Below are 14711 nucleotides of genomic sequence, written 5' to 3' on the forward strand. Positions count from 1 at the left end.
GTAGTCCCGTCCATAATATATTTATTTAATCATACCATTTATATAATCGATTATACAAGCACATACAACAGTCTTATACATATTTTAAATTAAGGAAGACAATAATTTTTATATCAGGTCATAACTTTACGATTTCTCTGTCAAAATAAACTCAGAATAAGGTGCATCTAGTAATCTTTTCGTAGCTGATTTAATATCTGCTAATTGTATTTGATTAATTTCTTGCTCGAACTGCTCATTCGTAATTAATTCATTATGAAACATGATTGAACGTGCATTTCTCGTCATTTTATTTTGGTTAGATTCAGATGCCATTAAAAAGCTTGTGATAATATGACTTTTAGCATCGTCTAATTCATTCTGTGTAATACCGTCATTTAATAATGACTCAAGCACTTCAGTAATAAGTTCACTAGATGCATCGACATTTTCTTTATCAGTTGCTACATAAATTGTCAGTAAACCATCATTGTGAAAACTTTGAAAATCTGAGTAAACATTATAACATAATCCATGTTCTTCTCTTAGAACTTGGAACAATTTAGAGCTCATTGTTTCGCCTAAAATCGTGTTCAATATATTCGTTGCATAATAATGTTCATCATTATAACTTGGTGCATCATAACTTCTCATAAAATGCGTTTGTTCTAGCTCGTTTTTATAACAAGTTTCTTTCTTCTCAATAAAAGTCATGCTTTGTTCTTGTTGATTAACTGGTATTTCAATGCCATCAGATAATTGCTTAAGCAATGTTTCTTTCATAGACTCGCTATAGGCACCTGCAACTGATACAATTAATCGATTACTTTGATAATATTTTTTATGGAAATCTATTAATGTATCTCTATCAATTTGATTGACACTATCAGGCGTACCAAGGATCATTCGTCCTAATGGTTGGTCTTTATAAATTTCATGTTCTAATTTATCCATTAACCATTCTTCTGGTGTATCTTCAATCATTTTAATTTCTTCTAAAATGACTTTTTTCTCACGAACAATTTCTTCTTCAAGAAATAGCGGGTTTTTAACCATATCTATAAGTAAATCAATTGCTTTATGTTCAAATCTTTTTAATGTTTTACAGAAATAACAAGTATACATTTTTGTCGTATATGCATTGTTATAGCCGCCAATTTTATCAAATTCATTTGATAATTGCTGTCTTGTATAATGTTCACTACCTTTAAACAACATGTGTTCCATAAAATGCGCAATACCTTCAGGATAGTCACCTTCGTCACCCGTTCCAGTATTGACATAAACACCTACACTAATTGTTTCACTGTTCGGAACTTCTTCAAAAATAACAGTCGTTCCATTATTCAGTCGTTGTAAATCAGCCATATTTATTCACCTCAAAATAAATAGGGACACGTCAATGTCCCTCTATTAGTAGACATACATACTTTCATAACCTCTCTTGGCTAGGGTACAGTCTCATCCTGTATTCTTCGACTTGTACAATTCCCTCAGGCGTATCGGTTATAAATGTATTTTATATGAAGCAATCATCAATTTAAAACCTTTCTTGTTATAAGTATTGAGAAGTATTATGTACATGTATGATCGCAGTATTTGCACCTTTTGCCAGAACTGCTAATAACGACACCAGTATTTGCACCTTTTACCAAAACTGCTAATAACGACACCCATTTTCATACCACTACTAACATATGTCGTGTAACTTTTTATTCTACTTACTCATAAAAAAATGCCAACAAAATCTATGACTTTGTTGACACTTTAAATTTCAGATTTTAATGATTGTCAATGTCCCTATCTGAATCATTTTATTTATTATTTTTGTTCTTTATCTTCGTTTAACAACACTTTGCGTGATGCGTTTACGCGTCCTTGACGGTCAATTTCAGTTACTTTTACTAAGAATTGGTCGCCGATTTTAGCTACATCTTCAACTTTGTTAACTCTTTCGTTAGAGAATTGAGAAATATGAACAAGTGCATCTTTACCTGGGAAGATTTCAACAAATGCACCGAATTTTTCGATACGTTTAACTGTAGCCATATAAATTGCACCGACTTCAGCTTCTCTTGTAATATCTTCAATAATTTGTCTAGCACGGTCGATCATTTCTTTATCTTTAGATCCGATAAATACTGTACCGTCTTGTTCGATATCTAATTTAACACCTGTTTCATCAATGATTTCATTGATTTTCTTACCGCCAGGTCCGATAACATCTCTAATTTTATCTGGTTTAATATGCATAATTTCAATTTTAGGTGCATATTGGCTAAGTTCTTCTCTAGGTTCTCTTAATGTTTCAAGCATATGATTTAAGATATATAATCTACCAATTCTTGCTTGCTCAAGTGCTTCTTTTAAGATTTGTTCACTTAAACCATCGATTTTGATGTCCATTTGAATAGCAGTGATACCTTTTTCTGTACCTGCAACTTTAAAGTCCATATCACCTAGTGCATCTTCCATACCTTGAATATCAGATAAAATTGTGTAGTTATCATCTTTAGTAATCAAGCCCATTGCAATACCTGCAACTGGTGCTTTAATTGGCACACCTGCATCCATTAATGCTAAAGTTGAACCACAAATTGAAGCTTGTGATGATGAACCATTTGATTCAAGTACTTCAGAAACAACTCTTATTGTATAAGGGAATTCTTTTTCATCTGGAATAACTTGTAACAATGCACGTTCACCTAATGCACCGTGACCAATTTCACGACGTCCTGGTGCTCTTACTGGTCCTGTTTCACCAACTGAGAAGTTAGGGAAATTATAGTGATGCATGTAACGTTTTTGTTCTTCTGTACCTAGACCATCAATGATTTGGTGTTCACCTAATGCACCTAAAGTCGCAACTGAAAATGCTTGAGTTTGTCCACGTGTAAATAAACCTGAACCATGAGCTCTTGGTAATAATCCAACTTCAGAAGATAATGGTCTGATTTCTTCAGGATTACGTCCATCTGGTCTCACTTTATCTTCAGTAATTAAGCGACGTACTTCTTCTTTTACAAGTGCATCTAATACTTTACTTACATCTTTAAGAACTTCTTCGTTCTCTGGATCTTCTTCGTTAGTAAAGTCATTTAGAACTTCTTCTTTAACTGCAGAAATATTAATATCTCTTTGTTGTTTTTCTTCAGTTCTGATTGCTGAAATAATATCTAAAGCTTCTGCTTTAGCACGAACTGTTTCTTCAAATGAAGCTTCAATTTCAACAGGTATAAATTCAGCTTTTTCAGGTTGAATATCTTCAATAATAGCTTCTTGGAATTCAACTAATCTTTGAATTTCTTTATGACCAAATAAAATAGCATTTAACATTGTTTCTTCAGTTACTTCTTTAGCACCTGCTTCAACCATGTTAATCGCATCTTTATGACCCGCTACTTGTAAATCCAATAAAGAAACTTCTCTTTGTTCAACATCTGGATTGATAACAAATTCACCATCTACTAAACCTACGTTTACACCTGCAATTGGTCTTTCAAACGGAATATCTGAAACTGATAATGCCATTGAAGAACCGATCATAGCTGCCATTTCTGGAGAACAGTTTGGATCAACACTCATTACGATAGAAATAACTTGAACATCATGTCTGTACCCTTTAGGGAATAATGGACGAATTGGTCTATCAATTAATCTACTTGTTAAAGTAGCATCTTCACCAGGTCTACCTTCACGTTTATTAAAGCCACCAGGAATTTTTCCTGCAGCATACATTTTTTCTTCATAGTTAACCATTAATGGGAAAAAGTCTACATTTCTAGGTTCTTTTGATGCAGTTGCTGTTGATAATACAACTGTATCCCCATATCTTACTAATACTGCACCATTAGCTTGTTTTGCTAATTGGCCTGTTTCAATTATTAATGGACTTCCTGCCCATTCTGTCTTAAAGACTTTCTTCTCTTGAGACATTTATGAATCTCCTCTCATACACTTAATCTCTTATATCATACCATTATACACATATTTTTTATATTTATTTATAAAAAAAATCGAAAGAAATCTGATTGATTTCCTTCGATTGAAATTACGATTAGCGACGTAATCCTAATGATTTAATTAAATCACGGTAACGTTGAACATCATTTTCACGTAAATATGTTAATAAATGTTTACGACGACCAACCATTTTTAATAATCCACGACGTGAATGATGGTCTTTCTTGTGAGTACGTAAATGTTCGTTTAAAGCAGTGATTTCTGCTGTTAAAACTGCGATTTGTACTTCTGGAGAACCAGTATCAGTTTCATGTACGCGGTATTGTTCAATTAGTTCGTTTTTTCTTTCTTGTGAAATTGCCATTGTCAATTTCCCTCCTATAATTGTATTCACCGTAAACCTGAGCTGATCGTCGGAGTGTCGATAAGCCAAGGATTAGGCACTCAAATCATTATACATAACTCTTTATGTTCTTTCAAGTGATAATAACGCTTTTGTTTCTTCTTTATCTTGCTTAATTTGATTAACAAGTGCATCTATGCCATCAAATTTTTGTTCTGGTCTAATAAAATGGTGCCAATATACTTCTACACGCTCACCATATATACTTTCTTCAAAATCAAAGATGTTAACTTCAATACTTATTTGAGAAACAGATGGATCATGGAATGTTGGTTTCACACCAACGTTACACACACCTTTATATGATTTATCTCTTGATTTAATTAATAATGTTACGGCGTAAACACCTTTTCTGGGTAATACATAGTCATCGCTTGGTTCAACATTAGCTGTAGGAAAACCAATCGTACGCCCTCTTTTTTCGCCTTGAACAACCATACCTTTAATAACATATGGGCGTCCTAAAGCTAAATTACAAGCTTCTATTTCACCTAATTCAAGTGATGTTCTAATATTCGTTGTTGAAATTTTTTCATCCTCATGTAATGTTTGCTTAGATACAACAAATACATCAAATGGATAATCATTCTCTTGTAATGATGCCATATTTCCTTTTCCATATTTACCAAAACTGAAATCATAGCCAGCAATAACAGCTTTTACATGATTTTGTATAAAATATTGGTCAATAAAATCATCTGCAGACACATCTGCAAATGTCGAAGAAAAGTTAACGACGAAACAGTAATCTACGCCTAACTTTTCAATTGCTTCAATTTTATCAGCAATAGGTGTTAAATACGTTGTTCTTTTCTTTTCAGGATTTAAGACAACTGAAGGATGAGGATCAAATGTCATAACAGCTTTTTTTAAATGTTTATCTTTAGCTACTTTAATCATTTTTTTAAGAACTTGTTGATGACCTAAATGTATGCCATCAAAAAAACCGATAGCTAAAGCAATATTTTCATTTACAAATTGTTTAGATTTAATTGGGTGTGTAATTTCTATAACTTCCATCAATATACTCCTTTAAAGAAAAACTTTTTTCGGTTTATAAAGTGTTTCATTTTTATCGTAAGTATCCATAATAGCAATTGCTTTGTCTTCATACCAAACAACAAATTCGCCATCATGTTTACTTTCATCTATTAAAGATTTTTCTATTTTTTGTCCGTTTTGAATACGCGTTACGATATTTTTATCATGTACGGTAATTTTCGTTAAACCATTCAATCCATATTCTAATGGAAGAATCACATCTTGTAACTTATCTTGCTCAACAATTTCTCTTAAGTCATCTAATTTAATAGCCTGATTTAAAGTAAAACCGCCACTTTTCAATCTAATTAAATGAGACATATGAGCAGGATAATTAAGTAACGCACCAATTTGAGTAGCTAACGTTCTAATATATGTACCTTTGCCACATTCAACTTCAATTTCAAATTTACAAGTATCATTCTCATAAATAATATCAGAAATTAAATCAATACTGTTAATATGTACTCTTCTTACAGGACGTTCAACTTCTATATTTTGTCTAGCATATTCATATAATTTCTTACCATTAACTTTAACAGCAGAATACATAGGTGGAATTTGTTCAATGTCACCTTCTAATTGTTTTAAAGTCGCAATAATGTCATCCTTGTCCCATAAATTTTGATCAACACGCTTCTGATCTACAATCTCACCAGTTTGGTCTTCAGTCGTTGTACTCATACCAATCGTTACTTCCGCTCTGTATGATTTGCCACTTTCCATCACATAATCACTCACACGCGTCGCTTTCCCAACACAAATCGGTAGTACACCACTTACCTCAGGATCCAAAGTTCCAGTATGGCCAACTTTTTTTGTTTTTAAAATTTTACGAAGTTTAAATACGACGTCATGACTTGTCATACCAACTTCCTTATGAATTGCTAGAATGCCATCCAAATTTACGACCTCCATAATGTTTCTATTCTTTTTAATTTTACATGAAAATATTCATAAAAAGAAGAAATAACTCAATTTCATAAAAAATGCGCGAGTGCTTGGGGACAGAATTCTGAGAAATGTCCCTAACGAAGGTGCTTACGGACAGAATTCTGAGAAATGTCCCTAACGCGGGCTCTTACGGACACAATTCCGAGTAATGCCCCTAACATAGGCGCTTGGGGACAGAATTCCGAGTAATGTCCCTAACGAAGGCGCTTAGAGACAGAATTCCGAGTAATGTCCCTAACATAGGCGTCGCTCTAATTACCACAATTCGGAATAATGGTCGTTACAGCCTCTCTAATCAAAAAAAGACTAAGACATCTTATAGTGTCTTAGTCTAAATTTGGATTAATCATTACGATTTAAATCTTGAATCATGCGTTCAATTTTATTACCGTAATCGATTGATTCATCATATTCAAAATGTAATTCTGGTAAAATACGTAATTTCATACGATTACCTAATTCTGATTTAATAAAGCCTTTTGCTTTTTCTAAACCTTTAAATGTATCTTCTTTTTCTTTATCAGTACCTAATACAGTTAAATAAACTGTAGCATGTGATAAGTCTCCTGGAAGTGCTACATCTGTAATTGTTAAAAATCCAACTCTCGGATCTTTAAGTTTATTGTTGATGATATCCATTAATTCTTTTTTCATTTGTTCGCCTACTCGTTCAGAACGAATACTCATATCTTTCACCTCTTAACATTCTCATCTCTCTATATACATTAGTACATTATAGCACATGCTTGAATGCTTAAAAAGATAATCATTCCATTAATTATTTGTTTAAATTGCATTAGAAAAATAAATGAAAGATTATCGTAAAATAAGTTAAAAAGAATTCCACAACCATCCATCAATACTTCACTATATACCATCTCATGCATGCTTAAAGATGATAATAAATGAAACAATAAATAATATTTGCAACAGTGCTCTTAAATATATATTCATTGGTACTTTTCCACCTATAGTAATATTTTTAGCGTGTGCTTTTATATAACTAGGGAACAATACAAAGCATAAAATAATACTAATCACACTGAATACAAAATTAACTTTAGGAATAAACACACTTATCGCAATGACAAATTCTAACCATCCCGTTACATACACAATCATTTTCGGATCTGGAATATTACTCGGAACCATTTTAATAAGTGAATTTCGAATAGAAGGCATAAATCTACCAATAAATGTATACATAAACGCAAAAAATATTGAAAATTGGGCGACATTCATCCACATACTTTCAGTTTGAAATATACGATGTACAATAAATCCGATAAAGCAGCCGACAAAATAAACAATCATTGTTTGCATAAGAACCACTCCAATACGTCATATTTGTAGTTCATGATTAACTTTACTGCATCCAATCTATTTACTTACCTATTCCCTTATTACAGTGTAAATATACATCAAAAAATAATGATTCGTACTTTAATGAATGTCATCAACTGTCACATAACAAGTCATCATCCATAACACAAATTTCACTTTTCTCAATAAACAGTTATGCTATATATATATCAAGTATATTTATATACTTGAAGAGAATCCGTATTCTCGACTCAACAATAAAAGTGCTTATCTTCCAAAAATGGGAAGTATATCTCCAGCTAAGGTATACTTCCCATTTACATGTCAGTAAATCCAGTTATTTGATTATGATTATACTTAATAACCTTATTTGCTTCCGCAGTTTCTAGTTCCATATTTAAATCTTTGACTATTTCAACTGATAAAATATAAAATTGCTCTGTAATACTTAATAATGAATTTGTTATATCTACAACTTCACCATGTGGATATGATGCCAACAATTTATTCCATTCAGACTTAGAAATGTATTTTTTTAATAATTTATGATTTTTTCCCGTTGAGATTTGCCAATTAAATTTGTTACCGACTTTCCAGTCATACATAGTCAAAAGTAAATCACGCATCATATTTAAATGATCGATAGCATAAAAAATTTCTTCTCTTTTAATGCCTTTAACAACATATGTTGATAACCACCAAAATTCATTACAAACAAAATCAAATCGCTTCTGGTTAGGTTTCTTAATATGATATTTTTTATCACTTAGTTCAATTTGTTCACTAAAATAGTTATCCTTATCAAATAATACCTTCAGTAAATAATCTTCATGTCTATATGCTTCTATACATTCAATTGGTATAAATCTGAAATCTACTCGCATGTGATTTTCAAACAACACCATATAAAATAATTGATCCTTTATACCACTATCAGAACGCTCTCTATTACACTGAGAAATAATAGGCTCTCCAAAATTTTTAATAAATGATAAATGTTGAATAAACGACTCATAATTCTTTACGATAAATGCAATATCAAAATCTTGATATTCATCCGGTTCAATAAATTTATTAACCCTAGATCCATTCATGCAAACTGCTCTAATATCATCTTCAATCGAAGCATTATTAAAAATTTCTTCCAATACCTCACGTTCTGTTTTCATGATTTCACCTACTATTCAGTATACTCACTACCTAATTTTATAGATTTATATATTGCCATTCCAGTTTTTAATTTTTTAAATCCGAGCTTTCTATATAACTCTTCATTACCGGTCGTAGATATTAAATGAATACATGATATTTCTTTTAAATCTTCTAATAAAATTTCAATCATTTTTCTTGAAATACCTTTTTGTTGATATGTTTTCTTTACAACTACATCATATATAGCAGCATTAAACACTCCATCTGTTAATGCCCTCGCTAATGCAATAACTTCATCGTAATTTTTAACTATTACAACATGTGAACTATTGAGAAATATTTTTTCTATTTTTTCGTTATCATGACCTAACCAACAAACTGATTCATATACTTCTTTTATACTATCAATATTTTCGCTTTTAAATTCACGTTCAAAAGTGTACATAAACATCACCTACTACTCATTATGATAAATTAATTGTATAACACCTGATTTAAATTTTCTTGAATGTACTAGTTTAAGTTGTTGTCTATCTTCTATATCTATAAATAGTGGTTTTCCTTTTCCTAAAACTATAGGATGTATGGATAGTCTATATTCATCTACTAATCTATAATTTACAAATGTCGTGATTAAGCTAGATCCACCATATAACCATATATCTTTACCTGGCTTACTTTTTATTTCATTTACATGTTCTACGATATTATCTTTAATAACATTGACATGTTTATCTTCAAACTTAAATTTCTTTGAAAAGACATATTTTTCTTTGGCATGTATGTTTTTCCACATTAATTTGTCTTCTTCTGAATCTTCTAAACTCGGTTGAAAATCTCCCCATGCTTCGTAACTTTTTCTTCCATAAAAAATTGTATCGACTTGATTTAAGAAATCATCAAAATTCATTTCAGGCTCCATAATACACCAGTCAATCTCGCCATTTTCACCTTCTATAAGACCATCTAATGTAACAGCTAAATCTAAAATGACTTTCCTACTATTATCATCACTACTCATATATTGAACCCCCAATCATCTCTTTCTATTATCATACATGAAATGATAATAGAAGATAAATCTTAATCTTTCTTGTAAATTTAATACTAAGTGTCTAATTGATTAAAAGTATTACTTTAACTAATATTAAATGAAAAAACTAACAAAAAAGGTACTGCACCCCTAAAATTAGAGTAAAAAAACTAACTTTAGGGGTGCAGTACCATTATTGTTAGTTTTTAAATATTGAGTATGAACGTTAATGATATATGTATATATTTACTTTTGAATAATTTCTTTGCTAAATCTACCTTTCAAAACAATAATTAATAAATTAATTATTGTATAAACTAAAATTATGATGAGATATTTTGAATAATTGAATATATGTTCTATATCAGTAACTGCAGTTAAAACATTTATAGAAACTCTAAATGGAGATATAGTAGATACTTTGTTTAAAATAATATTTGACTCATCAAAAGGAATAACTAAACCTGAAAAAAATAAACATATAAAAAACACTAATATTCCAATAGCTTGAGCTGTACGTGGTGATATATTTAACGTTGCAGTGATATATCCAATAGCAAAAAAATTGAATAAAATAATTACAAATGCAAGTATATGTAATATATTGAATTTTAACGTTAAAGGATACAAGAAATAATTTAGTGCAATAATAAGTATCGTAATTATAATAGTCAGTAAAACTGAAGAAAATATATTTGGTGGATTTTATAATCAACTTAGCCACCTTTAGACAAAAAAACGCCACGTGAATTTCATGTTATTATTGAGGCTACCAGACCAAATCAATAAAGGAATGAATTCACATGACGCATACTTATTCTAACATGACAAACCATAAAGGAACACACTTAAGTTATGAAGAACGTGTTCAAATAGAAACACTTAAAAATTTAGGTTTTTCAAATCGTGCAATCGCGCGTGAATTAGGACGTGCACCTCAAACAATCAATAACGAAATTCATCGAGGAACAACACGTCAAATTAAACGACAAAAACAGCAACATAAAGTCTATGAATATGAGACGCAAATTTATTTTTCTTCACTAGGTCAACAACGTTATCGACAAAACAGACAACAATGTGGTGCTCAGCCCTTATGGAAGAAGAACCCATTATTTATTCCATGGGCAGATCACCTCATGAAAAAGAAACGCTGGTCACCTGAAGCAGTCGTGGCATATGCTCACAAGGAACAATGTTTTGAAAGAGAAAAAATCCCTTCAACAACGACAGTATATGCTTGGATAGATCAACAAATCATGGAAACTAAGAATATTGATCTACTAGAAAAATTAAAAAGACGTCATTCTACTCAGAATAGCTACCATAATCATCCACACAGTCGAGTGCTCGGTCCAAGTATTGAGACACGTTCTAGTGAAATTGAATCACGTCAGTCTTTTGGTCACTGGGAAATAGATACCGTAATAGGAACTAAAGACAAGTCAAAGCCAGTTATCTTAACACTTGTTGAGAGACAAACGCGTTTTGAAATACTAGAAATAATAGAGAGTAAAAGTGCTGATGCAGTGTCTCACGCATTGAAAAACTTATTTGACTCCTTAGGCGAAAAAGCACCAAAAATCTTCAAATCTATCACATCTGACAATGGTTCAGAATTTGCATCGCTGTATGAAGAATTTGGCCATATGATAGAAATATACTTCACACATCCATTCTCATCATATGAACGTGGGACAAGTGAAAACCAACATAAAATGATTCGTCGTTTTATTCCAAAAGCACATGATTTATCCAATGTTCAAAAACGCTTCATAAAAGCCATACAACAATATATGAATGACTATCCTAGAAAGACTTTAAATTACAACACAGCTCATCATAATATGGCAGAAAGTTTAAAGCACCTCAATCTGTATGAATCTTTCCAAAGCTAAAGTCTTAGCTTTGGTTACCTGTTGAGTATTAATTGATTAAAACCAATCAATCCTCAACAGGTTCGAATACGGTTAACCCTTGTGTACACCTCAGTCATTATAGGTGGCTAACTTAAACTTGAAATCCTCGATTTGTATTTTTGAAGTATTTATTACATACTCTTCTAACTGTATGTTTTGGTATAGGATCGCACCATGCTTGAGCTTCATTAAAATCAAATGGTTTTCTCTTTATGATAAAAAGTTCTTTTAGATTGAAATATATTAACTCTTCAAACCCTAGCTGTTTTTTACAGTAACAGCATGTATAGTTATGTTGTTTTTTCTTATAAGTAATAGTAAATAATTTTCTACAATTTGGGCATCTTAAACCAGATGCAACTTTATCTTCTAGAAAATTGATATCCTTTTGATAAAAGGTTGAATGAATAGATTCATATTGCTTAAAAATATTTAAGATTTCTTGATTAGCTTCTTGATGATTTGTATCAATGAGATGTGGAACTATAGAAAGTTCTTGAGGGAGTAGTATTGCTTGATTTTGCGGTCTTTTGCCATGAAGATTGAAATGACTGTTTGTAAAAATAATAAAAGTTTCAATTTCTCTTGGAATGTTGTGAGTATTAACGATTGATTGTATATTATTTTCTATTTTATTTGTTTGTATATGTGGTGAGGGGTATCTTATGCTATTCGTACATTTAATATAATCTTCTTCAAAATACCAATCGCCAGTATAGTGTTTAACTTCGAAAATATAGATTTTTGTTGATGAAACTACTAAAAAATCAATTTGTATATGATTTGAGGTTCCTATTTCTAAATTATATAAATAATGAACATCAACGATAGTGTCTAATATTGCTTTAAAATACATTTCTCCTTCCATACCAGATTGGTTAATATACAATTCTTTTCTTTGTTCAATATTCAGATTCGTTCTGCCTTCGATTGCTTTTAGATAAGAAATATATTCGTTTTTATTCATGTAATCACCTGCTGTTAATAATAATATGTAATCAAATTATAGGTATTCCACTCATTTTCAGCAAGTTGCATAAATTAAAAAAACGCCCAACTCATCAATATGAGTTAGGCAATTTTTAAAAATTTTATCTCAAAACTTCTTGATAAGGTGTGTATTCTTTATCAAAAGCTTTTGCAACTTCTTTATAAGTTAATTTACCGTGTATTGTGTTTAAGCCTTTAGCAAGTGCTTCGTTATCTTGACATGCTTTAACGTAGCCTTTGTTTGCTAATTGAATTGCATAAGGAGTTGTTGCATTATTTAATGCAATTGTAGATGTTCTTGGAACTGCTCCTGGCATATTAGCAACTGCATAGTGTACGACACCATGTTTAACATATGTTGGATCATCGTGTGTCGTAATTCTATCTGATGTTTCGAATGAACCACCTTGGTCAATCGCGATGTCTACTAATACTGAACCTGGTTTCATTTTCTTAACCATTTCTTCAGTTACAAGTTTCGGTGCTTTAGCGCCTGGGATAAGTACTGATCCAATTACTAAATCACTTTCAACTACTGCTTCTTCAATATTTAATGGTGAAGACATCATCGTTTGCACGCTTGCACCAAATAAATCATCTAATTGTTGTAAACGTGTAGGATTTAAGTCAATAATCGTAACGTCTGCTCCAAGACCAACTGCCATTTTAGCAGCATTTGTTCCTGCTTGACCTCCACCGATTATTGTTACTTTCCCTCTTTTAACACCTGGTACACCAGATAATAATATTCCAATGCCTCCGTGTGTTTTTTGTAGGAATTGCGCACCAATTTGAGTTGACATTCTTCCTGCTACTTCACTCATTGGCGCTAGTAATGGTAATGATCGATCGCTTAACTGAACAGTTTCATAAGCAATTGCAGTTACTTCATTTTCTAGTAATGCATTTGTTAAAGATTCTTCAGCAGCTAAATGTAAGTATGTAAATAGAATTAAGTCTTTCTTGAAGAATTGATATTCTTCTTGTAATGGTTCTTTAACTTTCATAACCATTTCTACATTCCATGCTTCTTCTTGACTTACAATTTCTGCTCCAGCTTGTTGATAATCTTCGTTAGTAAATTGTGAACCTAATCCTGCCTCAGTTTCTACTTTAACAACATGATTTTGTGCAACTAAACTTGCCACGCCACTAGGTGTTAATGCCACCCTATTTTCGTTATTTTTAATCTCTCTTGGTACTCCAATAATCATTTTTCATTCCTCCTTGTTTTTATCATAACGCCACTAATTTGAAAGCGCAATCATTATTATTCAATTTTTATATTATCCTTATTTTCTAAATTTTTAAAATTTTCTTACTACGCCCAATTTTAACATACATTATATAAAAATCGTGTAAATTCCCTATTATTTAAAAGTTTATAATGTTATTTTTCAGAAAATTATGATATAATTAAACAAAAGAACTAGGAGGCGGTTTCTATGTTAAGTTACAAAAATATTTTAATTGCAGTAGATGGATCAACTGAATCAGAATGGGCTTATAATAAAGCAGTAGCCGTTGCTAAACGTAATGACGCTAAATTAACAATTGTTAACGTTGTAGATTCTAGATCATATGCAAGTATTGAAGCCTATGATACTCAAATAGTAAATAAAGCAACAAGTTTTGCTGAAAGTTTATTATCTGGATATAAAGAATTCGCTGAGAATAATGGTGTTCATAATGTAGCGACTAAACTTGAATTCGGATCTCCAAAAACAGTTATTCCTAAAAAATTAGCAGTAGAATTTGACGTAGATTTAATCATGTGTGGTACTTCTGGATTAAATGCAGTAGAACGATTTATCGTTGGTTCAGTATCAGAATCAATTGTAAGAAACTCACCATGTGACGTTCTAGTAGTAAGAACAGAAACAATGCCTGAAGATTTCGAACCAGTTGTAGCAACAAAAGAATTATTCGAAGAACACCATGAAGGTAAATAAAT

General features: G+C 31.3%; 15 protein-coding genes. 2 read left to right on the forward strand and 13 right to left on the reverse strand.

The features are described 5' to 3' along the window. Positions 1-126 precede the first annotated feature (126 nt). From MUA60_RS08920 to MUA60_RS15555, 11 genes are all read right to left on the reverse strand, one after another. Positions 127-1347, reverse strand: a complete 1221-nt coding sequence (locus MUA60_RS08920) for a M16 family metallopeptidase (RefSeq protein ID WP_262647960.1) — start codon at positions 1345-1347, stop codon at positions 127-129. A gap of 453 nt (positions 1348-1800) precedes the next feature. After that, positions 1801-3915, reverse strand: coding sequence for a polyribonucleotide nucleotidyltransferase (pnp, locus tag MUA60_RS08925; protein ID WP_262647961.1), 2115 nt, complete (start codon positions 3913-3915; stop codon positions 1801-1803). Positions 3916-4036: 121 nt separating this feature from the next. Next, the gene (gene rpsO, locus MUA60_RS08930; RefSeq protein WP_025905354.1) at positions 4037-4306 is read right to left on the reverse strand and encodes a 30S ribosomal protein S15; all 270 of its coding nucleotides are present in this window, start codon (positions 4304-4306) and stop codon (positions 4037-4039) included. 102 nt (positions 4307-4408) lie between these two features. After that, entirely contained in the window at positions 4409-5365 is a 957-nt protein-coding gene (locus tag MUA60_RS08935; RefSeq protein WP_262647962.1) for a bifunctional riboflavin kinase/FAD synthetase, read from the reverse strand. Between the two features lie 12 nt (positions 5366-5377). Further along, on the reverse strand, positions 5378-6253 hold the full coding sequence (gene truB, locus MUA60_RS08940; protein WP_262650607.1) for a tRNA pseudouridine(55) synthase TruB: 876 nt from the start codon (positions 6251-6253) through the stop codon (positions 5378-5380). Positions 6254-6682: 429 nt separating this feature from the next. Further along, positions 6683-7027, reverse strand: a complete 345-nt coding sequence (gene rbfA / locus MUA60_RS08945) for a 30S ribosome-binding factor RbfA (RefSeq protein WP_262647963.1) — start codon at positions 7025-7027, stop codon at positions 6683-6685. 192 nt (positions 7028-7219) lie between these two features. Continuing rightward, the gene (locus MUA60_RS08950) at positions 7220-7663 is read right to left on the reverse strand and encodes a hypothetical protein (RefSeq protein ID WP_262647964.1); all 444 of its coding nucleotides are present in this window, start codon (positions 7661-7663) and stop codon (positions 7220-7222) included. A gap of 317 nt (positions 7664-7980) precedes the next feature. Further along, complete coding sequence (locus MUA60_RS08955) at positions 7981-8832, reverse strand: aminoglycoside 6-adenylyltransferase (protein ID WP_262647965.1); 852 nt, start codon at positions 8830-8832, stop codon at positions 7981-7983. Between the two features lie 11 nt (positions 8833-8843). After that, the gene (locus tag MUA60_RS08960; RefSeq protein ID WP_262647966.1) at positions 8844-9260 is read right to left on the reverse strand and encodes a GNAT family N-acetyltransferase; all 417 of its coding nucleotides are present in this window, start codon (positions 9258-9260) and stop codon (positions 8844-8846) included. A 12-nt stretch (positions 9261-9272) separates the two neighbouring features. Continuing rightward, positions 9273-9836 (reverse strand): dihydrofolate reductase family protein, encoded by a 564-nt coding sequence (locus tag MUA60_RS08965; RefSeq protein ID WP_262647967.1) that lies wholly within the window; start codon positions 9834-9836, stop codon positions 9273-9275. A gap of 258 nt (positions 9837-10094) precedes the next feature. Next, on the reverse strand, positions 10095-10541 hold the full coding sequence (locus MUA60_RS15555; protein WP_394812746.1) for an ABC transporter permease: 447 nt from the start codon (positions 10539-10541) through the stop codon (positions 10095-10097). A gap of 110 nt (positions 10542-10651) precedes the next feature. Here MUA60_RS15555 and MUA60_RS08970 point away from each other — a divergent pair, with 110 nt between their 5' ends. After that, positions 10652-11746: an IS30 family transposase gene (locus tag MUA60_RS08970; RefSeq protein WP_262647968.1), complete on the forward strand. Its 1095-nt coding sequence runs from the start codon at positions 10652-10654 to the stop codon at positions 11744-11746. A gap of 112 nt (positions 11747-11858) precedes the next feature. Here the strand turns inward: MUA60_RS08970 and MUA60_RS08975 are convergent, their stop codons facing one another. Together MUA60_RS08975 and ald are read right to left on the reverse strand one after the other, a co-directional pair. Continuing rightward, entirely contained in the window at positions 11859-12734 is an 876-nt protein-coding gene (locus MUA60_RS08975; protein ID WP_262647969.1) for a nuclease-related domain-containing protein, read from the reverse strand. A gap of 124 nt (positions 12735-12858) precedes the next feature. After that, a complete protein-coding gene (ald, locus tag MUA60_RS08980) occupies positions 12859-13971 on the reverse strand; it encodes an alanine dehydrogenase (protein ID WP_070373272.1) in 1113 nt (370 codons plus the stop codon). A gap of 231 nt (positions 13972-14202) precedes the next feature. Here ald and MUA60_RS08985 point away from each other — a divergent pair, with 231 nt between their 5' ends. Continuing rightward, positions 14203-14709, forward strand: coding sequence for a universal stress protein (locus MUA60_RS08985; RefSeq protein ID WP_262647970.1), 507 nt, complete (start codon positions 14203-14205; stop codon positions 14707-14709). Positions 14710-14711: the final 2 nt, after the last annotated feature.

The sequence above is a fragment of the Mammaliicoccus sciuri genome (genome assembly GCF_025561425.1).
Classification (GTDB): Bacteria; Bacillota; Bacilli; order Staphylococcales; family Staphylococcaceae; genus Mammaliicoccus; species Mammaliicoccus sciuri_A.